The organism is Bacillus sp. MYb78 (genome assembly GCF_002975115.1).
GTDB classification, from domain to species: Bacteria; Bacillota; Bacilli; order Bacillales; family Bacillaceae_G; genus Bacillus_A; species Bacillus_A cereus.
This window is the reverse complement of sequence record NZ_PCOB01000006.1, coordinates 26,981-51,068: the sequence shown is the minus strand read 5'-3', so window position 1 is coordinate 51,068 and position 24,088 is coordinate 26,981. Positions and strand designations below refer to the sequence as shown.

Genomic DNA, 24,088 nt, shown 5'->3' with positions numbered 1-24,088 from the left:
CATAGCCGACTCAAATTATTTACAAACGACACCTGCACGTTTGGCAGATTCAACAGTATTATGAAGAAGCATTGTGATTGTCATTGGACCAACACCCTTTGGCACAGGTGTAATGTAACCCGCAACATCTAACACGTTGTCAAAGTCAACATCACCACAAAGTTTTCCTGTTTCTAAACGGTTAACACCAACGTCAATTACAACCGCTCCTTCTTTAATATAATCCGCTGTTATCATTTTAGGTCGTCCAACAGCTACGATTAAAATATCAGCTAACTTCGATAACTCTTTCATATTTTGCGTCTTAGAATGACAATATGTGACAGTGGCATTTTCATTTAAAAACAATTGCCCCACTGGTTTACCGACAATATTACTTCTTCCAATTACTACTACATGTTTTCCAGAAATATCAAGATTTGTTTCTTTTACTAATTCTACAATACCATGCGGTGTACATGGAAGGAATGTATCTTGTCCCGTCATCATACGTCCCACGCTGATTGGGTGAAATCCGTCTACATCCTTTTCTGGTGAAATTCTTTCAATGATAGCTTTTTCTTCAATATGTTTTGGTAAAGGTAATTGCACCAATATGCCATTAATACGGTCATCGCCATTTAAGCGATCGATTTCAGCAAGCAAACGTTCCTCAGTAATTGTTTCAGGAAGTTCAATTAGCTCTGAGTAAATCCCTACTTGTTCACAGCCTTTTTCTTTTCCTTTCACATAAGAACGAGATGCTGGATCTTCTCCAACTAAAATAACTGCTAACCCTGGTACAATACCTTGCTCTTTCAACTTCACAACTTCTTCTGTTAATTGTGCTCGTTTTTTCTCCGCAACTTCATTTCCTTTGATGATTACTGCTACCATTTTAAGATTCCCCCTTAAAGAATTTACAGTGTATCTTTTATATTAGATAAAACGCCGTTAATAAAACGACGAGATTCCTCATCCCCAAATGTTTTAGCAATTTCAATTGCTTCGTTAATTGTTACGTTGTGTGGAATTTCTTCCATGTATTTCATTTCATACACAGCTACACGTAAAATACTGCGATCAACAATGCTAATACGCTCAAGCTTCCACTTTTTTAAGTTTTGACGAATCGCTTCATCGATTGCTTCTTTATTTTCTACAAAACCTACTACAAGTGACTCTAGAAACTCATTTGTTTCTTCGCCTTCATCTAGCGTGTTTTCCACTGCTACTTTCGGTTCTAATTCACCTGTAATATCCATTTGGTATAATGCTTGCATTGCTCTTTCTCTAGCCGTCCTACGTTTCATTGTAACTCTCCTTTATGCTTCAAGTCTTTCCTTATACTTTGTTATATTATTATAATTTATAAGCCGTCAATTCACTTACTCTTACAGTTTTCATTGATTTTCCAACCTTATAATACAATGATAATAACACAATTTATCGTTTCACACACGGGTTACAAGGCTGAAAAATAATAAAAAGATTAACTTCAAGTTCCATATCTTATCACAATGTACGTTTTTTGGAAAAACGACACATTTCCTTGTTTATTTCTTATTTTTTGAAATAGTATAATAATTAGAGGGTTGTAATTTGTGAAGAAATGAAACGATAAAAAAGATGCCTATGTTACTAGGCACCTTTTCATTCTTACACTGGTTCGATTTCTGTTTTTTGTGTTTCGAATGTTACGCCAACGATGTGAACATTCACTTCTTTTGGCTCAAGTCCTGTCATCGTAAAGAGTGCTTGGCGAATATTGTCTTGAATCTTTTGTGCAACAACTGGAATTGCTACACCAAAATACATTACAACATAAAGGTCAACGATAATATCTTCGTTTGCTAATTCAACCTTTACACCTTTACCATGATTTTTCTTACCTAACTTCTCAACAACATCTGTAGCAAAATTACCGCGCATTGCCGCTACACCTTCTACTTCAGCAGCTGCAATACCTGCAATTACTTCAATTACTTCTGGTGCAATTTCTACTTTACCAAGAGTTGTATCTTGACCCATATCTAACATATGTTCAGCCATGAAAAAAACCTCCTTTAATGTATCACTGCGTCACAAGTTCATGCTCTTCCAAAAATTTCGTATTAAACTCACCTTTTACAAAATCAGGATGATCTAGCAATTGCAAATGGAACGGGATTGTTGTATGTACGCCTTCAATGACAAATTCACTAAGTGCGCGCTTCATTTTTGCAATTGCCTCTTCACGTGTTTTTCCGTGAACAATTAATTTAGCAACCATCGAATCATAGAAAGGTGGGATTGAATATCCCGGATATACAGCTGAATCGACGCGAATACCAAATCCTCCTGGTGGTAAGTACATTTCTACTTTACCTGGAGATGGCATAAATTTTTTGGCAGGGTTTTCCGCATTAATTCGACATTCAATTGCCCAACCATTAAATTGTACTTCTTCTTGCTGTAACGATAACTTTTCTCCTGAAGCAACAAGAATTTGTTCTTTAATTAAGTCCATTCCCGTTACCATTTCAGTAACCGGATGCTCAACCTGAATTCTCGTATTCATCTCCATGAAATAAAAGGTTTTCGTTTTATATTCATAAATAAACTCAACCGTACCAGCACCTGTATAATCAACCGCTACCGCCGCTTTAACTGCCGCTTCACCCATCTGCTTGCGAATATCTTCATCAAGTGCAGGTGATGGACTTTCTTCTAATAGTTTTTGCAAACGGCGCTGAATTGTACAATCACGCTCTCCTAAATGAATGGCATTTCCGTGTGTATCTGCCATTATTTGAATCTCAACATGGCGGAAATCTTCAACGTACTTTTCTAAGTATACACCAGGGTTCCCAAAAGCGGTACTAGCTTCTTGCTGTGTAATTTGAATTCCTTTTATAAGCTCTTCTTCATGGCGTGCAACACGAATACCTTTTCCGCCGCCACCTGCAGTCGCTTTAATAATAACTGGATATCCAATTTGATTAGCAAGCTCGATCGCTTCTTCGGTATTTTTAATAATCCCTTGTGAACCTGGTACAATCGGAACCCCTGCTTCTTTCATTGTATCACGAGCAACGTCTTTTGTGCCCATCTTTGAAATAGCTTCTGGACTTGGACCGATAAAAATCAAGTTACATTCACGGCATAACTCTGCGAAATCTGCATTCTCTGCTAAAAATCCGTATCCCGGATGAATAGCATCGCAGCCTGTTAACTTCGCAACGCTAATAATGTTCGTCAAATTTAAATAGCTTTCTTTCGAAATCGTTGGTCCTACACAATACGCCTCGTCTGCAATCTGTACGTGAAGTGACTCTTTATCTGCTTCTGAATAAATTGCAACTGTTTCAATATCCATTTCTTTACAAGCACGAATAATTCGTACAGCAATTTCCCCACGATTGGCTATTAATACTTTTTTTATCATCACAAAGACTCCCTTATTACGCTTTTACAAGAAATAGCGGTTGTCCATACTCAACAAGCTGTCCGTTATTAACAAGAATTTCAACAATTTCGCCCTCTACATCAGCATCAATTTCGTTAAATAACTTCATAGCCTCGACAATACATACGATAGAATCTTTCGATACTCTATCCCCAACACTTACATATGGAGGTGTATCAGGTGAAGAAGAAGAATAGAATGTACCTACCATTGGTGAGGTGATCTTATGTAGGTTTTCATCTTGAACAGTTTTCTTCTCTTCTTGTTTTGGCGCTTCTGCTTGCGCTGCTGCTACTGTCGTTTCAACTTCAACAGGCGCTACTGGTTGCATAGCTTGTTTTGCTGCAGGTGCTTGCACAGCAACAACTTCATTACCACGCTTTTTCATTTTGATTGTTGTACCGTCTTTTTTGTATTCAAATTCATCAATATTAGAGCTATCAATTAATTTAATTAATTCACGAACTTCTTGAATTTTAAACATGTAAAATCCACTCCCATACTCTTGTTTGTCCCGTTTTTACAGATTCTCGTCACGAAAACTAGATTGACTGTAAAAATACGATGTATTCTATTAGAAAATATATTTCATTAACTAATAGAAATATTTACTATTTCCATCTTACGATAAATTTTTTAAACATTCCAATTTATATTTCTTTATAATAAATCGAAACTCCTGTAAAAATATTATTCCAATAAAAATTTAATACCTAGTAATAATACCAAGTTTCACATGAAATTGGCAAGACCACTTCTTAAAAAACATTCACTACTTTAGCAAAACGTTACACAGCAAACATGCCATTCCCTCTCCACTCTTCACTACACCTATAGTCAATAACATATTTTTACCAAATATTATTTTTTTGTTTACACGCCGTTCATCATTCCTTCATATAAGAATAGTATGTTCAAAGCGTAGAAAATATATTGTGTCGAGGTGTGGAAATATGATATGGCTCATTCTCTTTTTACCTGCTGTAATCGTTTGGGCATGTGTTCTTTGCATCCACGTCAAATCCGGAAAAAGTAATCATCAGTACCATGAACCATTAATCTTTTACTCGCAACGTGTTTCTCCATTCCGAGTTGAACATAGTAAAAATAACTACAAAGACGAAATAGAAAAAAGCTATCGAAAATGATAGCTTTTTTCTATTCACACATTTACTTACATACTCTATTTTACTATTTGCATACCCTTTGCTTAGTAAAAGATAATAATCCGCAGGGAAATCCCTGCGGATTAAAGTTTCACTTATTTCGCTGGTGGATCAAATTTCACACCTACATCTTTTGATCCGCCTTCACTTCTTACAAGTTGAATAATTTTATTTGCTTCTTTCTGTGAATGTTTTGCCGCTTTAACCGTTACTCTAATGTCAGTACCATCAGCTCTTACAAGAGCATCTGGATATCCTCCTTGAGATTTAATTACTGTCTCAAGTAATTCTTGCTTCGTTTCCATTGTCGTAATGGCATCAAAATTTTCTTTTGCTTTATTCTTTTCTGTTGCTGAAGCTTTTGTTGAACTCATCACTTCTTGTAATTTTGCTTTTTGTTCACTACGCTGATCTTCCATTTGCATACGTAAAGCTGTGAAATTCTCATCACTTGATTGAACTGATACATTGCCCTCTTTTTTACTTGTTTCTTTTTTTGCATTTTCTTTTTTGTCTGTTTCTTTATTTGTTGTTTCCTTGCTTGTATTTTCTTTTTTCGGAGTTTCTTTAGGCGCTTCGTTTGTTACTGCTTTATCAGTACCTTGTTTTTCTTGTCCAATCTTTTCACCTGTTGCCGGCGATGCTGTATTCATTTTGTCAGGAGTTGTCACGTAATACACAGATAGTACAACAACTAAACTTAACATCGTTAATAACCAAACTGTTTGTTTTTTTAACACTTTATTTCCTCCCTATCAATTTTTCGGTGAAACTGAAACGCGATGGGCTGGTACATCTAGCAGCCTTATCACAGCTTCTTTTACCATTGCTTTAACTTGTATATTATCCACTCCCTTTGCTACGACAAGAACACCACGTACTTTCGGCTTCTCTGTTCGTAAAACAACAGGAGTTTCTTTATCCCCTTCACGTATAATGACAGTCTTTTCATCAAGAGACTCGTCCTCTACTTCTCTCTTACCGCCTGTTTTATCTGTTTCACCTGTTGTTTGTGAGCGTTTCACTGTATTTTTTTCTAAAATTTTTTCTTCAGATGAATCTAAATTCACTTTAATCGTTACGTCTTTTACTCCTGCTATTTCTTCTAAAGCAGTTTTTAATTCTTGTTCATACGCTTTTTCATATTTTTCTACATTTGACATACTATCATTACTTTTTTGTCCGAAAGTTGGTACGTCTTTTTCTTGATTTTGAGTTTTTTGTTCTTTAAATACAGGTACTTCTTCTTTTTTACTTGAAAAGAGACTACTAGAAAACATAAGCAAAATTCCAAGTATGAGTAGGACAAGTAAAAACTTAGGTGTTACCTTTTTACCCTTCTCGTTGCTTTCTTTTTGATCCCCATTCAATAAGTTTCGAAAAAATGAGAACTTCGAATTTTTATCTTTATTGTCCATTTACTCTACCTGTCCTCCCTTCCATTTGAACTTGGATTTGTTTACCCTCTAGTTGCCACCTGCTTGAAAAGAAATCTTTCATTTCTACATTCGTTTCTTCCACTTTTTTTGGCGGCTCTTTCGTGTTAATTTCAATTGGCTTTACTGTTTCGATTGCATCATTTTTACTACGTTCTTTTTCTTTCAACGTCACAACAACAGATTGAATATCTTTCGCTGACTTTACTTCTTCTGTATTTTCTGCTGCGACTATTTGTATTTCAGAGACAGTCATACCATACTTTTTCTCAAACTCTTTTCCTACTTCTTTTTTCATTTTGGTAGCCATCTCTTCTAAACTATATGCACGTGTTAGAGCTTGTATTTCTTTTTTCTTCGAATCTATTGAATTTTTTACAGATCCTTCTGCTACGTACTTTTCTTCATTAAAATTTGCAATTACTTCATTTACATCTGTCTGCAATAGTTTAAAAAGGGGCGTTAAAATTAATACAACTAACAAAAGACTTACAACGAATTTAACGTATTTTTGCAAATTCGAATTTGGAAGAATAAGATGAAGCATTGTTGCTAAGAGCAAAAAAACGATAATATTTCTGATCCACTCTGTAACAAATTGCATACTCTTCACCTCCTACCGCATCATAAGTGTAATATTCCCCGCAGCAATAATAATTGTAATACTTAAAAAGAACATAAATGATACGATAGCTAAGCAAGCAAATACGTAAATGATGCTTCGTCCAATAATGTCTAAACATTGAATAATTGCTCCGCCGCCAACCGGTTGCAATACTGCTGCTGCGAATTTATAAATAAATGCAATACAGAAAATTTGAATCGCTGGAAAAGCAACAATTAAGCATAAAATGACGAGCCCAATAATTCCGACTGTGTTTTTCAATAATCCTGATGCGCTAATAACAGTATCTGCCGCTTCTGTAAACATCCTTCCAACTACTGGAATGAAGTTTCCTGTTACAAATTTAGCAGTTTTCACAGCTATTCCATCAGCAACAGCTGTTGCTGTCCCTTGTACAGATAATACTCCTAAAAAAATTGTTAAAAAGACACCGATAATCCCTACGCTAACGTTTTGCAGAAGCTTGGATAATTTCGTCACTTTATATTGATCACTCATTGTACTTACAATACTTAATATCGTTGCCAGTAATAAAAGTGGTAGAACGATATAATTCATAAGAAGCCCACTCGTATTCATTAAGAAAATGATAACCGGATGAAAAAATGATACAGATACAACCCCGCCCCCAGTTGCTATAAGCGCCAGCAAAATTGGCAATAACGCTAATATGAAATCTACCATTGTTTGTATCGTTTCTCTTGCATATGTCATAACGACATAAAAACTATTTAAAGCAAAAATAATAAGTACCATATACACAACAGCATCAGCAATTTTACTTACGCTACTTTTTGAAAAAGCGGATTGCAGTGATTGCAACAATGCACTAAAGATTGTGAGCATAATAAGTGTGCCAAGCAGTTTTCCATTAGCAGCAAGCTCATGAAATAAATATTTTAATAACCCTATCATCCACTCTTTTAGAGAGAATTCTTTTTCTCCCTTTACAAACTCCATAAAGCTCCCTTTTTGACTCTCTGGCAAATAGCCTCCATATTTTGTAACAAGCCCGTCCCAAAATTGCTTCACATCTTCAATTCCGAGCTTATCCAATTGTTGATCAACGACGTTTGTTTCTACAGGAGAAGCTTGTACAACAACCGGTAAAGAAAAGAAAAGGAAGCAAGCAAATAGCAGCTTAGCTCCAAACCTCCTCAACATTCACTCCCCCTTATCCCGTCGGTAAAAATCCGAGAATAGTTTCAATTACAACCGTCAAAATAGGAATCGCCATAACGAGAATTAAGATTTTCCCAGCAAGTTCAATTTTCGAAGCGATGGCACCTTGACCAGCATCTTTTGTAATTTGGGCTCCAAACTCAGCAATATAAGCAATTCCAATAATCTTTAGTAACGTTTCCACGTAGACGTTACTAACTTTCGCTTCACTTGCTACTCTCTCAATCATTTGTAAAATAGAATGAATTTGATCGATTAAAATAAGAAACATCACGCTACCTACGAACACAATAAATAAAGATGTAATACTAGATTTATGCTGATTCAAAACAGCAGCTAAAAACGTAGCAACGAGGCCTAATCCGACAATTTGTATAATTTCGATTCGAACCGCCTCCTTTACTGGAAGAGAAAGACACTTTTAATCTTGTCAAATAGCGTGTTAATTAAAAATGCAACATGAAATAAAATGACGACAAAACCGACAAGGATAACCCAATTTGCAATATCCTCCCGCTTTAATTCTTTTAGTACAGTATGAATGAAAGCTAAAACAATGCCGATTCCGGCGATTTGAAATATTAATCCAACATCAATGGACATCGCCTTTCTCCCCCCTATAGCAGTAAAATTACAATAAGTAGCCCTGCTAGTACCCCTAAGCTCTTAATCATTTTTTCGTATTGCAGTTGTAGCGCTTTCGCTTCTCCTTCTTCTCTCTCCAAATGTGTAATACATAAGCGAATATGTTTTTGTTGTGATTCACGATCATGTTGTCCGAGCGTTTCACCAAATTGCTGCAGTATTTCATACTCAGTTTGTTGAAATGCAGTTAACTTCCAGTTCTCTTTCAAACTATCTATCCACGCTTCTCTTACTGTTTGTTCCCCGCTTTGTAGTCTTCTGGCGAAACTTTGAAATATCCAATTTAATGGCTTTGGCATTTGTTTAACTAATCGCTCGGCAGCCTCAGATAAAGGTGTGTGTCCATACATAATTTCTGCTTCTAATGATTGAAGTGCTGATTTTAATAATCTAAGTTGCCTCGGCCTCTCACTATATCTTTTAGCGTATGAAAACCCGAAAAAGGTGCTGACCGCAACGATTAACACTGCACCGAATATTTTCACCATACGCCCTCAGCCTTTCTACTTGATAACACTGGTTTTCCATATTTATCTTTCACCTGCATGACCGTTCCTGGACCCCTCGCTTTTGACAACTCCACAAACCTATCAAATATACCAAGCTCTAGCACTGCCTTTAGCGATGGACGTCTCACAACATCCTCATAGGAAAATCCGTGTGCACTTATAAAAAGCTGAACACCTGCATGCACTGCCTCCATAATTGCTTCACTATCTTCTTTACGGCCAATTTCATCTACGATCAAAATATCAGGACTCATAGAACGAATCATCATCATCATTCCTTCTGCCTTTGGACACGCGTCTAACACATCGACTCGGGTACCAAAATCATATTGCGGGATCCCTTTCACACAGCCAGCAATTTCTGACCGTTCATCAACGATCCCCACTTTACAAGAAGGAATTTCCGAAGCACTTACTCCTTGACTCATGCAACGAGCTACATCTCTTAAAAGTGTCGTTTTTCCCGTTTGCGGAGGGCCAATTACCATCGTGTTTAACCATCTTTTTTCATACAAATATGGCAAAAGCGGTTCAGCAATCCCTATTTTTTGACGAGCAATACGAATATTAAAGGAAGAGACATCACGAATCATTTTCACTGCGCTTTTTTCTGTAATGACTTTTCCCGCTAATCCGATTCTATGCCCCCCGCGAAGTGTCACATACCCACGTTTTAATTCCTCTTCCATCGTATAAATTGAGAATTGACTTAACTTATTCAGTAAGTAAATAGCATCCTCTGCAGTAGTGATATAGTCATAAAAAAACACCTTTCCGTGTGCAATACACTCTAGCGGTCTTCCAATTCGAACACGAATTTCCTCTAAAGCATCGTATTGCTTACATTCTTCAATTAAGTACTTCATCGTTTTTGGTAAAACTTCTAATACCTCTTTCATCGGCTTCTCCCCACTATACTCGACTTACTATTTCAGTAATGCGATAAAAATACAGCAAATTCCAAGCGCTAGAAAAAAGAGCTTCAAGAAAGAAATTTCACTTGCTACACTCGCTATCCCAATTGTCATTGTTAAAATTAATACGGTAGGTCCAACAAACGCTAACATACCATTTATAAACAACGCTTTCTTCGCATCATTCACATAAAGCATAAGCAAAGCAGCAAATATCTCCGCACTACCTGAAAATAATCGAAGTGCTCCCATAACAAGCACGGATGTTTCCATTGCCGCTAGCCACTGTTTCATTCTTCCACCTTCTCCCGTAACAGTTACTAACTTCGTATTCTTAAAAAGAATATATTTGTACAACCATATGCAGAGGTTGTCTATTTCAGAAGTAAAAACATAATTTTTCTCTAAAGCCCGAATTAGAATCTGAATATTCATATTATTTTATGGTATATTATGGTACATTTAGTTTAAAAGGGGTATAAACCATGCAGCACGTTACTTTATTACCACTCGATTTACGCTATACAAATGTGATTTTCGAGCTATCAAGTGATCCACATATAAAAAATGCATTAGGGATAACGGTAGAAAACATCGAAGACACAAAAGCATTTCTTCTTTTCGCAATAGAAGAAGAACATCAAAAGAAATCCTTATCGAGAATGATTGTGAATGAAGAGAATGAAATAATTGGCCTCACCACACTTAAACATATTAATGATGAGAAGAAGCAATCTCACATTGGTAGTTGGCTCGGCTATCCGTACTGGGGAAAAGGCTATAACGAGACTGCTAAAAAAGAAATCTTTAAAATCGCCTTTTTAGACTTACAACTTTCCTACGTATTTGCTGGTGCTAAAACGAATAATACCCGCTCGTTAAAAGCACAAGAAAAACTACCTTATATTTCATTGCATGTGGAAAACAAGTTTCCAGACGAATACGCTGCACTAGAGAAAGAAGTAAAGTCAACTTGCTCTTTGCATGTCGTGTCACGTGAAAATTTTTTAAACTGGTTGAGATTACAGAATGAGGGGGAAAAATATGAAGACATTGAAAATTAGTTTAACCGTTGTAGTAGAATTAGCTCTTATTTATCTTTTTTCCTTATTGGTCGGTTGGTCATTTATAGAGACATTTTTCCTTGGTAGTTTAGGGATATTCGGTACAATTTGGCTCATTGCTTTAAATATAAACCAAAATGCCAACATTGATCACACTATATATAAAACAGGTGAAGTAAAACCTTTTCGTATGACATGGAGCCCTTACACAGTAGGTGCTGCTAGTCTTACAGCTTTCAGTTTTATTGTAACAGCTATTTACTATCTACCCTATTTCCTATAAAAAAAGCACTCGTGAATTATCACGAGTGCTTTTCTACTATGCACGAGAAACGTATTTACCTTCACCAGTGTTGATGATAAGCATTTCGCCTTCGTTAATGAAGATTGGTACTTGTACAACAAGACCAGTTTCTAATGTAGCTGGTTTTGTTACGTTAGAAGCAGTATCACCTTTAATACCAGGCTCTGTTTCTGTAACTTGTAATTCAACTGTGTTTGGAAGTTCAACACCAAGTACTTCGCCTTGGTAAGTCATGATTGCTACTTCCATGTTTTCTTTTAGGAATTTAAGCTCGCGCTCGATTTGTTTTTCACCAAGCTCGATTTGCTCATAAGTTCCGTTATCCATAAATACGTGAGCCTCACCACTTGCGTATAAGTATTGCATACGACGGTTTTCGATGTGTGCTTTTTCTACTTTCTCACCTGCACGGAATGTTTTCTCCTGAACAGATCCTGTGCGAATGTTACGTAGTTTAGAACGAACGAATGCAGCACCTTTACCTGGCTTTACGTGTTGGAAATCAAGTACTTGCCAAAGGGCATTGTCCACTGAAATTGTTAAACCTGTACGAAAATCGTTTACTGAAATCATGTAAAAAAATCCTCCTGTGTATTACAAAATAATAAGTTCTTTTGGTGATTTCGTAATTACTTCATTACCTTCACTTGTCACAATGATATCATCTTCAATACGTACGCCGCCAATACCTGGAATATAAATACCTGGTTCTACTGTTACAGCCATACCGGGTTCAAGTACTGTATCAGAACGGAACGCTAAACCTGGCGCTTCATGGATTTCAAGACCTATTCCATGACCAGTAGAGTGTCCAAAGTATTCACCATATCCTTTTTCCGTTATGTAATCACGCGTTAGCGCATCAGCCTCGCGACCTGTTAAACCAGCTTTAATACCGTTCACACCACGTAGTTGTGCTTCTAAAACGATATTATAAATTTCTTTTAATTTATCAGATGGTTCACCGACTGCAATCGTACGAGTAATATCAGAGCAATATCCTTTGTAATAAGCGCCGAAGTCTAATGTAACGAAATCTCCTGTTTCTATCACTTTTTCAGATGCCACGCCGTGCGGTAATGCCGAACGAAGACCTGAAGCAACGATAATATCAAACGAAGAAGATGTTGCTCCTTGTTTTCTCATGAAAAATTCAAGTTCATTTGACACTTCAATTTCAGATACTCCCGGACGAATGAATGATAGAATATGCTCAAAGGCAGCATCTGCAATCTGTGCAGCTTCCTTTAATATCTTAATCTCTGAATCAGTCTTTATCAAGCGTAACTTTTCTACAAGTCCAGAAGTTGGGATAAATTCAGCATCAATCGCTTCCTTATGCGCTGAATAAGAACTATATGTAAGAGTATCTTGCTCAAAACCAAGCTTTTGAATTCCAAGCTCTTTCACTTGCTTTGCCACTTCATCAATGATTAATCCTGCGTGCTGTACAATCTCATATCCAACCGCTTGTTTACTTGCCTGCTCGACGTAACGGAAATCTGTAATAAATTGCGCACGATCTTTTGAAATAAGAACTACACCTGCTGTTCCTGTGAAGTTAGCCATATATCTACGACTATGTTCATTTGTTAACAAAATACCGTCAATGCCAGCCTCACCAAATGCACTTCGTAATCTTTCAATTTTCTCCATTACTTTATGCCTCCCTCAATTTCTCCATTAATGCAAATAACGCTAACTTATAGCCATAAAAACCAAATCCAACAATTTGTCCTGCACAAACAGCTGCCGTCACAGATTCGTGACGGAACGATTCACGCTGATGAATGTTAGAAATATGTACTTCAATAACAGGAATCGAAATGCTCGCAATGGCATCACGAATCGCATAGCTATAATGCGTAAATGCTCCCGGATTTAAAATGATCCCTTCATATATATCTTCCGCTTCATGAATAATGTCGATAATGGCACCTTCATGATTCGATTGGAAACATTCTAACTCCACTCCCATTGTTTCCGCTTCTTGCTTCATATCTGCTTCAAGTGTCGCTAGCGTGCCCTTTCCATATACATTTACCTCACGAACACCGAGGCGATTTAGGTTAGGACCGTTTACGAGGAGTAACTTTTTCATATTCTTAAAACTCCTTAATATTAAATATCTATACAATATTTTAACATAGGAGTTACTTATTTGAATAGTTCGTCTTCTCTCGCCCTTCTTGTTCTACTTTATTGCTATTTACTGCGTAAGAAACAGAATATGCTATAAACACACCATACAATATAAAAATACATATTGTCGTTACAATTGTCTCTTTTGGTAAATGGAGCGCACTTTTAATAACAGGAGCCATTAAACCCATCCCCAAAAACAGTAATGCCCACCAAAATAATCCATAAATAATTCCCGCAATAATCCCTTCAAACTTCGCAAAAAATGCTTTATACAAAAAGGCAATCAAAATTGAAAGAAGTCCCATACAAACTATTCCTGACACATTCCCCCATACACCTTCCTTCCAACTTCCAAACGCAAATGGTAAAAGGAAATAATTCGGTCCCGCCTCCGTGAATGAAAATATATGAAGGAAATACCATATCCCACCCCAAAAGATTCCACCAAACAAACCGATTTGTACAAAATTCCTTGTTCCTAATTGTTCTTGACTCACATCGACACCTCCGCTCAATAGTATGCCCGAAACTATTTTGAAGCATGTTTAAATCCTGCGAAATTTGTCTATAAAAAGAATAAGAAATGTCCGACTCTCATAACATTTTCCCTTGTCATCTACTTGTATTTGCCGATAAAATAAAGGAAACTCGGTGATTGTCTTATTTCAAAACGACAGAACCCAGTATGACAATTGCCTCTTTTTCTACATAAGAGAGAAACAAATACAGGTTGGTGTTAACATGGCAGAAGAGTCAAAACAAATATATGGCGGGCAAGCGGTCATAGAAGGAGTTATGTTTGGCGGTAGAGAATATACTGTTACAGCGGTTCGTCGTAAAGATAAATCGATTGAATTTTATCGATTACCACGCGTTCGTAATAAAGTATTATCTATCCTAAAAAAAATTCCATTTTTACGAGGTATTGCCGCTATTGTGGATGCAAGTGCGAATGGAGCAAAGCATTTAAACTTCGCTTCAGAACGATTTGACGTCCACCCAGAAGATGATGAACAAATTGCAAATAAAAAAGAAGAACAATCAAAATTAACGATGGTATTAGGAGTTGCAGCTGTTGGCGTTTTATCTTTCATATTCGGTAAAGTCATCTTCACAGCAGTTCCTGCACTATTAGCTGAATTAACGAGACCGATTTTCCCATCTCATACTGGGCAAATCATTGTCGAAAGTGTCATTAAGCTCATGCTATTATTGAGCTATATATACTTTATTTCTTTAACCCCACTTATTAAGCGGGTATTTCAGTATCACGGTGCAGAGCATAAGGTAATCAATGCTTATGAGAATAACCTTCCTCTGACTGTAGAAAACGTTCAAAAGCAAACTCGCCTCCATTATAGATGCGGCAGTAGCTTTATTATATTCACAGTCATTATTGGAATGTTCGTTTATTTCCTAGTACCTACAGATCCTCTTTGGGCACGAGTTATAAACCGAATTTTATTAATTCCAGTTGTACTTGGTATTTCTTTTGAAGTATTGCAATTTACAAATCGATTAAGAGATATTCCCGTATTACGCGTACTTGGATATCCTGGGTTATGGCTACAACTATTAACAACGAAAGAACCAACAGATGACCAAGTGGAAGTAGCAATTGCATCGTTTGAAGAATTATTACGTTTAGAGAACAAACAATAATTATTTAAAAATGGTGTTCAACTCCTTTCCTCATCGTTAATATACTAATTTTAATATACGTTTTTAGGAGGTGTCCCTTATGAACGGTCATTCGTTTACTTTCGCTATATTTGTGCTTATTATTGGATTGGCAATATTCGGCCTTGTTTCATCTGTTATTACAAATCCCATGGGTGTATTAAGAAATATCGGGTACATGTTACTTGTTGTCGGTATCTTTTACTTGCTATACAAGATGTTTACAAATTCCAGTGGTTCCGCAAATTCGCAAAGCTCATATAAGCGTGCGGCAAAACAATCGAACCGCAAACATGGGAAACAAAATGTAGCACCCCTAGGCAATTCTTTCTTTAAGTCAAATACTTCTAATGACAAAAGTAAAAAAGGGAATTCTTCCACTTTGAAACGAAAAAGAAAACAGTCTCATTTAACTGTCATTGAAGGCAAAAAAAGTAAAAAGAAAGACCGTGCTTCCTTTTAGGAAATACGGTCTTTTTTTATACTTTGAAGCACTTCTTTTAAACTTTTCTCTCTCATACTTTCAATTCGAAGATGATGATTTTTAAATGGTAAATTCCGTGTCACATCATTAGGTACAACAACGCACGTTAATCCCGCTGCAACTGCTGCTCTCAATCCATTTAATGAATCTTCAAATACAACAGCTTCAGATGGCTTAATTCCTAATTCTTCTATTGCAACTCGATAAAGAGCTGGATCTGGTTTTACCTTCTCAACATCTTCTCTCGTTTTAATTACTTCAAAATATTCTCGAATCTGTAGCTCTTCTAAAAAATGAATAACCCATTCTCTAGACGAACTAGAAGCTAGTGCGATTTTTAATCCCATTTCTTTCGCTTCTTCTAAATATTCTTTTACCCCGTCACGAGCTTCTGGTATTTTCATTTTCTCTTTATGTAAAGTTGCCACTTTTTCTTTTAATACACTTTTGTTAAACTTCTCTTTTAATTGATCATTTAAATATGCATAAAGTACCTCATCTGTTGTTCCAATGCATTTCTCAAATTCCTCTAAAGGTAGTTCCCCGCCGTATTCACGAACAGCATCTCTGAAAGAGTGAAACCATATCGTTTCTGTGTCCACAATTAATCCATCAAAATCAAAAATAATTGCTTTCATAATTCTCCCATCCTTTTCGAATTGAAATAAAAAAGGAAACGCCATCCGTTCCCCTTAATTACTTTTCTCTTCATTTGCTTTTTGAACACCACGAAGTGTTTCCACTCGAACCTCATCTTGTTCAAAGTATTGTACTAAATCACCGATACGGTCAATTGATTCCCAACTTAAATGATGTTCAATTCCTTCTACATCATTATAAATTTTACTTTCATCCACACCGATAATGCGCATAAACTGTTCTAACAATTCATGTCGATATACGAGACGTTCCCCGATTTTTTTACCTTTTGATGTTAATACAAGCCCTCTATATTTTTCATAAATTAGATATTCGTCTTTGTCTAATTTTTGTACCATTTTTGTTACAGAGGATGGATGTACACTAAGCGCTTCAGCAATATCAGATACACGGGCATAACCCTTTTCATCAATCAACAAATAAATTTGTTCAATATAATCTTCCATACTAGGGGTAGGCATCGGTTTCCTCCATCCAATTTCATTTTGCTTATTCCGTACGAAGCAATCAATAAAATGATACACCAGAAAGAATAACGTGACAAGGTGGAAACGAGCCTAAATCTGCAAAAGTGAAAAGAACCTGTATTCAAATACAAGTTCCTTTCATGTAAAATATTGAATTTCTGCGTCAGGAAAAAAGTGATGAATATATCCTCGAATCGTTTCCTCCAATACTTCTGCTTCATCTTTTTTATATACATATTTCCCAATTCCATATCGTCCCCATTTATACTTTCGCTTCTCTTCATCCATTTCAAGCTTCGTATTTGGATAACGCTCTTGAATAACCTTTTTCGCTGGTTTCGTAAAACGATGCTGAATTAATTCAAACGTTAAATTTGGTATCGTCATATCTTTCAGCGCATTGTACAGTCGCTCAAATAGTTCACGATATCCTTCTTCCCATCCTTCATGCATATAAAGTGGCGCGACTATAAAACCAAGTGGATAACCTGCACCTGCTACTTTACGTGCCGCCTCAATTCGCTCCTCAAATGGCGATGTCCCTGGTTCAAAATTTTTAATTACATATCGTGAATTTATACTAAACCTGAAACGAGTTTTCCCATTATGCTTTGCATCTAATAAATGATCAACGTGCGAATATTTCGTGACGAAACGTAAGCGCCCATATTCACTTTCTCCAATGAATTCAATCGCCCGCTTTAATGCATGTGTTAAATGATCAATCCCAACAATGTCTGATGTACACGCTGCTTCAAATCTTGTTATTTCAGGTGCCCTTTCATCCATATATTGCTTTGCCTTCTCAAATATTTCATCAAGATTGACATACACACGAACGTAAGGCTTACTCCCAAGTGTTGTTTGCAAATAACAATAATGACAATGTCCCATACACCCTGTTGCGAGCGGAATTGCATATTCAGCTGACGGTTTTGACGTATCAAACTTTAGCGTCTTCCTTACTCCAACGACAAGCGTAGCCTTTGCATTACGATACTTTTGCAAATCATTTTCTCCTGGCAAATTTCTAATTTGATTATGTGATGTCGTTTCACGAATTTCTAATCCCATCTTCGTAAACTTCTCATAAAGCTCTTTTCCAAGCGGATATTCAAGTGCCTTTGGTTCAAAGTAAACGAGTTTTGGCATAAATGGTTTCATGTGCTTCCCTCCCTCTCGTTAGTATGGGAAACGTTGAAAAATTAACACGCATTAAAGTTTTCCACTTCAGTAACTTGCGTTGCAAGTTACTGAATGTTATAATTTGGATAACAGCTACCTTGCAACGCAAGTTACCTGAGTAAAAGGTGGTGAAATCATGCACAGCCAAATGTTAAAAGGTGTGCTCGAAGGTTGCATCCTATACATCATTTCACAAGAAGAAGTGTACGGATATGAACTGAGCACAAAATTAAATAAACACGGATTTACATTCGTAAGCGAAGGAAGCATATATCCGTTATTGTTACGTATGCAAAAAGAAAAATTGATTGAAGGAACATTAAAAGCCTCCTCACTCGGTCCAAAACGAAAATATTATCACGTAACCGATAAAGGATTAGAGCAGCTTGAAGAATTTAAACAAAGCTGGGGAATGGTTTCAACTACGGTAAATAACTTATTACAGGGGGAGTGATAGGGATGAATGCACAAGACATGATTGAATTGAATAATAAAAAACGTGAGCTTCTAACTTCCGAAAACGAGGCTGCTTATGGTGATATGTTAGTATATCTTCGAATATCAAACGTACCCGAGCAACAAATGGAGGAACTGTTACTAGAAATATTAGATCACCTCATCGAAGCACAAGGAGAAAATAAAAACGCTTATGACATCTTTGGAGATAATTTACAATCTTATTGCGATGAACTTATATCAGCTTTACCAACTCAAACAAAGTTAGAAAAAACCTCTTTAATTGGATTTTCTATTAGCTTACTTCTTGCTATACAGTTTGGCATAAATGCAATTATTTCATTTTTTATGTTTCTATTTGAAAAAAACAATACATTATCAAGTCCGCCTTTTAGCATCCTTGGAACTACTTTGTCTGTTTCAATAATTATACTAGGTATACTATTTCTTTTATATTTATTAAAGCGTTACTCCTTTGATCAGAAAATGAATTGGAAAAGAAGAATTCTATTTGGATTCGCATTTGCTACTCCATTTTGTTCCGCTGTATTCTTAAATATTTATTTCCAAAAGCAACCTTATCTCATTTATCATCTAAATTTCTGGCAAAATGCTTTAATTGCTATCTTATTTTTTATTTTATATAAATTACTATATAAAAAATCAAATTTTTAACAGCCCTTCAAAAGGCTGTTTTTTCTTCTGTCTAATTTTACAAATTGAAAAATTTCATAAAGAAAATAAGAAAAATGCAAAATAATTAAAGTTAATTGTTGACGTGATGCTTTTATTATCGGTATCATAAATCTTCGTGAGCAATTATTTTTCGTTATACGATTTTTTTATTATTACTGAATTTTTGAGAGGAGAAATTAGATGTCAGTTAAGAAGAAAACGCAAGTACGCACCGGCAAAATGGTACGTGAACTAATGTTAGCAGACGAAGATGTAAATGCTTCGCTAATTATGGTATATAGTGAAAACGGTGTAAACGCAGAAATTAAAATCGAGGGCTTAACGCCGAAATGTAACGAAGAATTATTTTTGAGCGGAAACGTGGATTGGAACAAGAGTGTTATTTATAAAATTGTTGATTTCACTGGAAACGCTGAAGTTGGTAAAGTTACATTAACAGCGATGAACAAAAACAATGTTTCTCTAGAAATTGAACGCGTTATGTGGAGTAAAGAAAATAAAGAAGCTGCCGAGCAAGAAGAAACACAGGTAGAAGCAGCACCAAAAAAAGAAGTAGTTGTAGAAGCTCCAAAAGCAATTACACCTGCTCCTAAGCCTGTTACGCGTGTGGAAACACCTGCTATGGCACCTAAACCTACTCCGGTACCGAAGCCAGTAAGCGTAGAAGCAGCTGTAGAACTAGCTACTCCAGCGCCTGTAAAAAAAGCAGTCCCTACTCCAGTTACAAAGCAAGAGACAGCACCGGTTGCTCCTGCAAAACCGAAGCAGCCTGCTTTGACTGAAACAAATTCAAAACTACAAGAAAATTATGTTAAACTCGTGAAAAAGACAATTGAAGTTTGTCAAGATTACGAGCTTGGCATCGACATAGATGATTCTATTGAAAGCTTAAAAGAAGAACTACAAAGCCAAGGTATTAGCGTTACATTTGACAAAGAAATTATGGACGTTGTAAGTCGCCTTCGTTCTTTACAAGATAAAGGAATCAAAGTAGAAAAAGTACTTAATTTACTATAAAAAAATAAGAGGTGGCAATTGCCATCTCTTATTTTTTATAATTCCACTCATTACTTTCATACTTTTCTTTCGCTAACGTTTGAACTTCATGTAACTGTTCTTCTGTTAATTCATATGGAACAAGTTCTACATCCAATCCTTTTTCAAAACCAACTTCAAACGCTTTAATTAACTGTTCTATCGTAAATGTACGGTCTGTTAATTCATTAATTGCTACTGCTTTAGAAGAGAACATACTCTTCATACGTTCCTTCACACGTTCATTTGGGAATAAAAATAGATCATATAGTTCATCTAAATCAATTTCTAATGGAATCGATCCATGCTGTAAAATAACACCTTTTTGACGTGTTTGAGCACTACCAGCAATTTTTCTTCCTTCCACTACAATTTCATACCAAGATGGTGCATCAAAACATACACCTGAACGTGGATTTTTCAAATTTTCACGATCTGCTTCTGTTTTTGGAACTGCATAATATGCTTCTAACCCTAATGCCTTAAAACCATCTAATAAGCCTTGCGAAATAACACGATATGCTTCTGTAACTGTTTTCGGCATATTCGGATGATCTTCAGACACAATAACACTATACGTTAACTCTTTGTCATGTAGTACACCCCTGCCGCCTGTTTGACGACGAACGAATCCATATTTCTTTTCGTTAACTACATCCATATTAATATCTTTCTCAACACGTTGAAAATATCCAACTGTTAATGTTGGTACTTCCCATTCATAAAAACGAATTGTTGGTGGCATTTTCTTTTCACTTTGCCAATTTAACAAACATTCATCTAACGCCATATTAAATGCCGGTGAACATTGACCAGAGTTAATATAACACCATTTTTCTTTTCCCATCCTGCACCTCATATAACCAATTATTTTTCACATTCTCTAGTCTACCAAATTCGACAAAATTTGTGAAAGAATACGAAATTTCTTCTTATATGCAAATGAATCTGTTGCATAAATACATATGGGCATTATAATATTGAAAGTAGGATAAGAAAAAAGGGAGCGATAGAATCGTGTCAACAACTTGGATTATTTTATTAGCCGTAATCGTAGCATTTATCGGCTACACTGTATGGATGTACTTCTATCAGAAAAAATTAATTAAAACTCTTACAGAAGAAGAATTTCGCGCTGGCTACCGTAAAGCACAGCTTATCGATATTCGTGAAGCAGACGAATATAACGCAGGGCATATTTTAGGTGCACGTAACATTCCGTTATCACAAATTCGCCTTCGCCATAAAGAACTTCGTCAAGATCAACCTGTTTACTTATATTGCCAAAGCGGATTCCGTACAGGTCGTGCAGCGCAATACTTAAAAAAACAAGGCTACAAAGATTTCTACCAATTACAAGGTGGATTTAAATCTTGGACAGGCAAAATTAAAAAGAAATAATAACATACAAAAAACTAGCTGAATAAATCAGCTAGTTTTTTCATTTCATCTTATTCGCAATGTATAATAAATTCTGCTTGATTACCTTTTCATCGTTCTCTTCTACATTCCGATACAGCAGCTGATATTCAATTTCTTTCTCTTTCCATATAAGCGTAGCAAATTCGTCACCACGTTCATAATCATCTTTATTTTTAAAATAAGCAGACGTTCCATTATTCAGTTTCATTTGTTCTTGAAATCGCTTCTCTTCCATAAGATCCGGAAAACTATAAGGAAAGTTCGCGACATTTAACTCAATATACTCATTTCTACCTGGCTCCTTCTGTTTATATTTAATCGTTAAGACAGCGTTCTTTTTCCCAAGCGTTCTTACTTCACCCTTCACATCACTTGTAATGTCGTACGGTAAAAACGTTGGAACTTTAAACTTCACCGGAAAATATTTTGGAAGTTCCTTTAGCGGAATAGGATCCGTAACACGATCCATAGCTCCTCCTGTTGTTCCCACAAAGTGTTTTTCTTCTTGCATCGTTTGCTGAAACGAACACGAACTAAGTACAAAACTAGAAAACACGAAACAAATGATTCTTTTTTTCAATTTGTTTCCGCCCTTTCATACCGCTCTCTTAACGAACGAAGCGTTGATATGCTCTTCATATTCGCTTTGTCATCAAACTCCACCTTTGAAAACTTTCTACGTTATTCTCACACATTTTGACAACACTTTTTGCAAACAAAAAAGACCCCCTATCATTCTTACGCCCAAGTGAAAAGGTTACGCGAATAAAAAGAAGTCTTATTAATACCATAGTTTGTGAAAAGCTTTTCAGGTCAAGATTTTTTCTTTCTTATTATTTTCCCTTTATAATAAGTGAAAGAGGTGATACATATGGCCAATATAAAACAAATTGCTAAAACTGCTGGTGTATCGATATCAACTGTTTCTCGTGTCCTGAATAATCACCCTTACGTAAAAGAAGAAAAGCGTAAGCGTGTTCTAGATGCTGTTGAAGAATTAAACTACGCAAAAAATATAAATGCTGTCCATTTAATAAGAGGGAAAACATATACAATTGGCGTTATGCTTCCTTTCATTAACCTCCCCTACTTCAGTACCATTATTGAAGGAATCGGTAACGAAGCATTATTAGCTGGATATCACATTAATTTATGCCAAACAAATTACGATAGCCTTGAAGAAATTCGTGTTCTTGAAATGATGAAAATGAAACAATTTGATGGGATGATTATTTGCTCCCGAACGAGCTCTTGGGAACAAATCGAACCTTTCGCAAAATTTGCCCCTATTATTTCATGTGAAAAAATGAAGCACCCCCTCATTTCATCCATCTACGTAGATCATTATGAAGGTTTCCGTCTCGGTACTGCCTATTTACTAAGTAAAGGCCATGAAAAAATCGGAATTTGTTTAGCAAGAAAAACAAGTGTAAATTCCATGGAGCGCGAAAAAGCGTTCGCCGATACCCTTCGTAACGAAGGGAAAACGTTGCATCCTGAATGGATTTTCCACCAATGCTATACAATGCAGGACGGAGCACAAATACTCCATCGTATTTTAAATATGAAAAATCGTCCAACTGCTATTTTTACAGCGAACGATCAAGTTGCAGCTGGTTTATTAACAGAGGCTCGAAAACATGGCATTCGAGTACCTGAAGACCTTGCTATCCTTGGATTTGATAATCATGAAATTTCAAAGGCATTAGAAATTTCCACAATTGAACATCCCGGTCTCGCAATGGGCTCACATGCTTTTTCTTTATTCCATAAGCAGATCCAAAGCGAGCAAATTGTTGGCAGTGCAAAAGAACTTTCATTCCATTTAATTGAGCGAGAGACTGTCTAAAAAGAGCGTTACCTATAACGCTCTTTTTCAGCTCTTCACCTATTGACATTATATTTTTCATCTCATATAATGGACCTAACGAACGGTAGGTAGGGGATGAAAATGACAGCAAACCGCATTAAAGCTGTAGCACTTTCTCATTTCGCACGCTACGGCTATGAAGGAACTTCATTGGCAAATATTGCTCAAGAAGTTGGGATTAAAAAACCATCGATTTACGCACACTTTAAAGGAAAAGAAGAGCTATATTTCATATGCTTAGAATCTGCTCTCCAAAAAGATTTGCAGAGCTTCACAGGCGATATTGAAAGCTTTTCCAATTCGTCTACTGAAGAATTGCTTTTAAAATTATTAAAAGGCTATGCAAAACGCTTTGGTGAAAGTGAAGAATCAATGTTTTGGTTACGAACTTCTTATTTTCCGCCTGATGCATTTCGCGAACAAATTATTAATAAAGCAAATGTACACATTGAAAACGTCGGAAAACTTTTATTCCCTGTATTTAAAAGAGCAAGCGAACAAGATGAGCTGCATAACATTGAAGTAAAAGACGCCTTAGAGGCTTTTCTATGCTTACTCGACGGTCTTATGGTTGAACTACTATACGCAGGTTTAAATCGTTTTGAGACACGTTTAGACGCTTCTTGGAAAGTATTTTGGCGCGGACTTTCAAACTGACGGATTGCTCCTTTGCAATGCGTCGTTTTTAAGCCCTTTACCTAACGACTGGTAGGAAG

At 36.2% G+C, this 24,088-nt stretch carries 34 protein-coding genes; 11 read left to right on the top strand and 23 right to left on the bottom strand.

Features of this window, described 5'->3' with window-relative positions; translation table 11 throughout:
- Positions 1 to 15 precede the first annotated feature (15 nt).
- From folD to accB, 5 genes are all read right to left on the bottom strand, one after another.
- Positions 16 to 876 (bottom strand): bifunctional methylenetetrahydrofolate dehydrogenase/methenyltetrahydrofolate cyclohydrolase FolD, encoded by an 861-nt coding sequence (gene folD / locus CQ064_RS14270; RefSeq protein ID WP_000226732.1) that lies wholly within the window; start codon positions 874 to 876, stop codon positions 16 to 18.
- Positions 877 to 899: 23 nt separating this feature from the next.
- Positions 900 to 1,292: a N utilization substance protein NusB gene (nusB, locus tag CQ064_RS14265; RefSeq protein WP_000830247.1), complete on the bottom strand. Its 393-nt coding sequence runs from the start codon at positions 1,290 to 1,292 to the stop codon at positions 900 to 902.
- Positions 1,293 to 1,638: 346 nt separating this feature from the next.
- Positions 1,639 to 2,031: an Asp23/Gls24 family envelope stress response protein gene (locus CQ064_RS14260; RefSeq protein WP_000807630.1), complete on the bottom strand. Its 393-nt coding sequence runs from the start codon at positions 2,029 to 2,031 to the stop codon at positions 1,639 to 1,641.
- Between the two features lie 22 nt (positions 2,032 to 2,053).
- Entirely contained in the window at positions 2,054 to 3,406 is a 1,353-nt protein-coding gene (gene accC / locus CQ064_RS14255) for an acetyl-CoA carboxylase biotin carboxylase subunit (protein ID WP_000592870.1), read from the bottom strand.
- A 16-nt stretch (positions 3,407 to 3,422) separates the two neighbouring features.
- Complete coding sequence (gene accB, locus CQ064_RS14250) at positions 3,423 to 3,911, bottom strand: acetyl-CoA carboxylase biotin carboxyl carrier protein (protein ID WP_000472863.1); 489 nt, start codon at positions 3,909 to 3,911, stop codon at positions 3,423 to 3,425.
- Between the two features lie 469 nt (positions 3,912 to 4,380).
- Here accB and CQ064_RS14245 point away from each other — a divergent pair, with 469 nt between their 5' ends.
- A complete protein-coding gene (locus CQ064_RS14245) occupies positions 4,381 to 4,575 on the top strand; it encodes a hypothetical protein (protein ID WP_002000935.1) in 195 nt (64 codons plus the stop codon).
- Positions 4,576 to 4,688: 113 nt separating this feature from the next.
- On the opposite strand, the gene CQ064_RS14240 is transcribed toward CQ064_RS14245, so the two are convergent.
- Genes CQ064_RS14240 through CQ064_RS14200 form a run of 9 tightly spaced genes read right to left on the bottom strand, consistent with a single transcriptional unit; the run spans position 4,689 to position 10,198 of the window.
- Complete coding sequence (locus tag CQ064_RS14240) at positions 4,689 to 5,333, bottom strand: SpoIIIAH-like family protein (RefSeq protein WP_000914710.1); 645 nt, start codon at positions 5,331 to 5,333, stop codon at positions 4,689 to 4,691.
- 15 nt (positions 5,334 to 5,348) lie between these two features.
- The gene (gene spoIIIAG / locus CQ064_RS14235) at positions 5,349 to 6,011 is read right to left on the bottom strand and encodes a stage III sporulation protein AG (protein WP_000368890.1); all 663 of its coding nucleotides are present in this window, start codon (positions 6,009 to 6,011) and stop codon (positions 5,349 to 5,351) included.
- A complete protein-coding gene (gene spoIIIAF, locus CQ064_RS14230) occupies positions 6,001 to 6,633 on the bottom strand; it encodes a stage III sporulation protein AF (RefSeq protein WP_001161037.1) in 633 nt (210 codons plus the stop codon). Before spoIIIAF ends, spoIIIAG begins: the two co-directional genes overlap by 11 nt.
- 12 nt (positions 6,634 to 6,645) lie before the next feature.
- A complete protein-coding gene (gene spoIIIAE / locus CQ064_RS14225; protein ID WP_000946113.1) occupies positions 6,646 to 7,818 on the bottom strand; it encodes a stage III sporulation protein AE in 1,173 nt (390 codons plus the stop codon).
- 10 nt (positions 7,819 to 7,828) lie between these two features.
- Positions 7,829 to 8,212: a stage III sporulation protein AD gene (gene spoIIIAD, locus CQ064_RS14220; protein ID WP_077393170.1), complete on the bottom strand. Its 384-nt coding sequence runs from the start codon at positions 8,210 to 8,212 to the stop codon at positions 7,829 to 7,831.
- Positions 8,213 to 8,235: 23 nt separating this feature from the next.
- Entirely contained in the window at positions 8,236 to 8,439 is a 204-nt protein-coding gene (gene spoIIIAC, locus CQ064_RS14215) for a stage III sporulation protein AC (protein WP_000020914.1), read from the bottom strand.
- Positions 8,440 to 8,453: 14 nt separating this feature from the next.
- A complete protein-coding gene (gene spoIIIAB / locus CQ064_RS14210; protein WP_000238703.1) occupies positions 8,454 to 8,969 on the bottom strand; it encodes a stage III sporulation protein SpoIIIAB in 516 nt (171 codons plus the stop codon).
- Entirely contained in the window at positions 8,963 to 9,889 is a 927-nt protein-coding gene (gene spoIIIAA / locus CQ064_RS14205) for a stage III sporulation protein AA (protein ID WP_000665907.1), read from the bottom strand. The genes spoIIIAB and spoIIIAA overlap by 7 nt, the downstream gene beginning before the upstream one ends.
- Before the next feature lie 27 nt (positions 9,890 to 9,916).
- Positions 9,917 to 10,198: a YqhV family protein gene (locus CQ064_RS14200; protein WP_000816050.1), complete on the bottom strand. Its 282-nt coding sequence runs from the start codon at positions 10,196 to 10,198 to the stop codon at positions 9,917 to 9,919.
- Positions 10,199 to 10,389: 191 nt separating this feature from the next.
- Here CQ064_RS14200 and CQ064_RS14195 point away from each other — a divergent pair, with 191 nt between their 5' ends.
- Positions 10,390 to 10,968, top strand: a complete 579-nt coding sequence (locus CQ064_RS14195) for a GNAT family N-acetyltransferase (RefSeq protein ID WP_001165000.1) — start codon at positions 10,390 to 10,392, stop codon at positions 10,966 to 10,968.
- A complete protein-coding gene (locus CQ064_RS14190; protein ID WP_000854112.1) occupies positions 10,949 to 11,251 on the top strand; it encodes a hypothetical protein in 303 nt (100 codons plus the stop codon). The genes CQ064_RS14195 and CQ064_RS14190 overlap by 20 nt, the downstream gene beginning before the upstream one ends.
- A gap of 36 nt (positions 11,252 to 11,287) precedes the next feature.
- On the opposite strand, the gene efp is transcribed toward CQ064_RS14190, so the two are convergent.
- Genes efp through CQ064_RS14170 form a run of 4 tightly spaced genes read right to left on the bottom strand, consistent with a single transcriptional unit; the run spans position 11,288 to position 13,914 of the window.
- Complete coding sequence (efp, locus tag CQ064_RS14185) at positions 11,288 to 11,845, bottom strand: elongation factor P (protein ID WP_000626513.1); 558 nt, start codon at positions 11,843 to 11,845, stop codon at positions 11,288 to 11,290.
- A 21-nt stretch (positions 11,846 to 11,866) separates the two neighbouring features.
- Positions 11,867 to 12,928 carry a Xaa-Pro dipeptidase gene (gene pepQ / locus CQ064_RS14180; RefSeq protein ID WP_000411057.1) on the bottom strand — a complete coding sequence of 354 codons (1,062 nt, stop codon included), beginning with the start codon at positions 12,926 to 12,928 and terminating at the stop codon, positions 11,867 to 11,869.
- 4 nt (positions 12,929 to 12,932) lie between these two features.
- Positions 12,933 to 13,373, bottom strand: coding sequence for a type II 3-dehydroquinate dehydratase (gene aroQ, locus CQ064_RS14175; protein WP_000735140.1), 441 nt, complete (start codon positions 13,371 to 13,373; stop codon positions 12,933 to 12,935).
- Positions 13,374 to 13,425: 52 nt separating this feature from the next.
- Positions 13,426 to 13,914, bottom strand: coding sequence for a YqhR family membrane protein (locus tag CQ064_RS14170; RefSeq protein WP_000076886.1), 489 nt, complete (start codon positions 13,912 to 13,914; stop codon positions 13,426 to 13,428).
- A gap of 244 nt (positions 13,915 to 14,158) precedes the next feature.
- Here CQ064_RS14170 and CQ064_RS14165 point away from each other — a divergent pair, with 244 nt between their 5' ends.
- Entirely contained in the window at positions 14,159 to 15,079 is a 921-nt protein-coding gene (locus CQ064_RS14165; protein ID WP_000807120.1) for a DUF1385 domain-containing protein, read from the top strand.
- Between the two features lie 79 nt (positions 15,080 to 15,158).
- A complete protein-coding gene (locus tag CQ064_RS14160) occupies positions 15,159 to 15,560 on the top strand; it encodes an SA1362 family protein (RefSeq protein WP_001013156.1) in 402 nt (133 codons plus the stop codon).
- On the opposite strand, the gene CQ064_RS14155 is transcribed toward CQ064_RS14160, so the two are convergent.
- From CQ064_RS14155 to splB, 3 genes are all read right to left on the bottom strand, one after another.
- The gene (locus CQ064_RS14155; protein WP_023523000.1) at positions 15,557 to 16,219 is read right to left on the bottom strand and encodes an HAD family hydrolase; all 663 of its coding nucleotides are present in this window, start codon (positions 16,217 to 16,219) and stop codon (positions 15,557 to 15,559) included. The genes CQ064_RS14160 and CQ064_RS14155 overlap by 4 nt on opposite strands.
- 54 nt (positions 16,220 to 16,273) lie before the next feature.
- The gene (mntR, locus tag CQ064_RS14150) at positions 16,274 to 16,702 is read right to left on the bottom strand and encodes a transcriptional regulator MntR (protein WP_001143080.1); all 429 of its coding nucleotides are present in this window, start codon (positions 16,700 to 16,702) and stop codon (positions 16,274 to 16,276) included.
- 144 nt (positions 16,703 to 16,846) lie between these two features.
- Positions 16,847 to 17,872, bottom strand: coding sequence for a spore photoproduct lyase (gene splB / locus CQ064_RS14145; RefSeq protein ID WP_000802109.1), 1,026 nt, complete (start codon positions 17,870 to 17,872; stop codon positions 16,847 to 16,849).
- A gap of 157 nt (positions 17,873 to 18,029) precedes the next feature.
- Here splB and CQ064_RS14140 point away from each other — a divergent pair, with 157 nt between their 5' ends.
- The 3 genes from CQ064_RS14140 to CQ064_RS14130 all read left to right on the top strand — a co-directional run bounded on the left by CQ064_RS14140 (position 18,030) and on the right by CQ064_RS14130 (position 20,062).
- Positions 18,030 to 18,347, top strand: a complete 318-nt coding sequence (locus CQ064_RS14140) for a PadR family transcriptional regulator (protein ID WP_000556083.1) — start codon at positions 18,030 to 18,032, stop codon at positions 18,345 to 18,347.
- Positions 18,348 to 18,352: 5 nt separating this feature from the next.
- Positions 18,353 to 19,024, top strand: coding sequence for a DUF1129 family protein (locus CQ064_RS14135; protein WP_000993586.1), 672 nt, complete (start codon positions 18,353 to 18,355; stop codon positions 19,022 to 19,024).
- A 201-nt stretch (positions 19,025 to 19,225) separates the two neighbouring features.
- Positions 19,226 to 20,062, top strand: a complete 837-nt coding sequence (locus CQ064_RS14130) for a hypothetical protein (protein WP_000111894.1) — start codon at positions 19,226 to 19,228, stop codon at positions 20,060 to 20,062.
- Between the two features lie 28 nt (positions 20,063 to 20,090).
- Here CQ064_RS14130 and CQ064_RS14125 read toward each other — a convergent pair whose 3' ends face one another.
- A complete protein-coding gene (locus tag CQ064_RS14125) occupies positions 20,091 to 20,927 on the bottom strand; it encodes a lipoate--protein ligase family protein (protein WP_000514081.1) in 837 nt (278 codons plus the stop codon).
- A gap of 170 nt (positions 20,928 to 21,097) precedes the next feature.
- Between CQ064_RS14125 and CQ064_RS14120 the strand changes: the two genes are divergently transcribed.
- On the top strand, positions 21,098 to 21,481 hold the full coding sequence (locus CQ064_RS14120) for a rhodanese-like domain-containing protein (protein ID WP_000108653.1): 384 nt from the start codon (positions 21,098 to 21,100) through the stop codon (positions 21,479 to 21,481).
- A gap of 40 nt (positions 21,482 to 21,521) precedes the next feature.
- On the opposite strand, the gene CQ064_RS14115 is transcribed toward CQ064_RS14120, so the two are convergent.
- Positions 21,522 to 22,058 carry a hypothetical protein gene (locus tag CQ064_RS14115; RefSeq protein ID WP_033794950.1) on the bottom strand — a complete coding sequence of 179 codons (537 nt, stop codon included), beginning with the start codon at positions 22,056 to 22,058 and terminating at the stop codon, positions 21,522 to 21,524.
- A 315-nt stretch (positions 22,059 to 22,373) separates the two neighbouring features.
- On the opposite strand from CQ064_RS14115, the gene CQ064_RS14110 reads away from it, so the two are divergent.
- Together CQ064_RS14110 and CQ064_RS14105 are read left to right on the top strand one after the other, a co-directional pair.
- Entirely contained in the window at positions 22,374 to 23,351 is a 978-nt protein-coding gene (locus CQ064_RS14110; RefSeq protein WP_001273986.1) for a LacI family DNA-binding transcriptional regulator, read from the top strand.
- Positions 23,352 to 23,447: 96 nt separating this feature from the next.
- Positions 23,448 to 24,029, top strand: coding sequence for a TetR/AcrR family transcriptional regulator (locus CQ064_RS14105; RefSeq protein WP_002005730.1), 582 nt, complete (start codon positions 23,448 to 23,450; stop codon positions 24,027 to 24,029).
- The last annotated feature ends 59 nt before the right edge of the window (positions 24,030 to 24,088 follow it).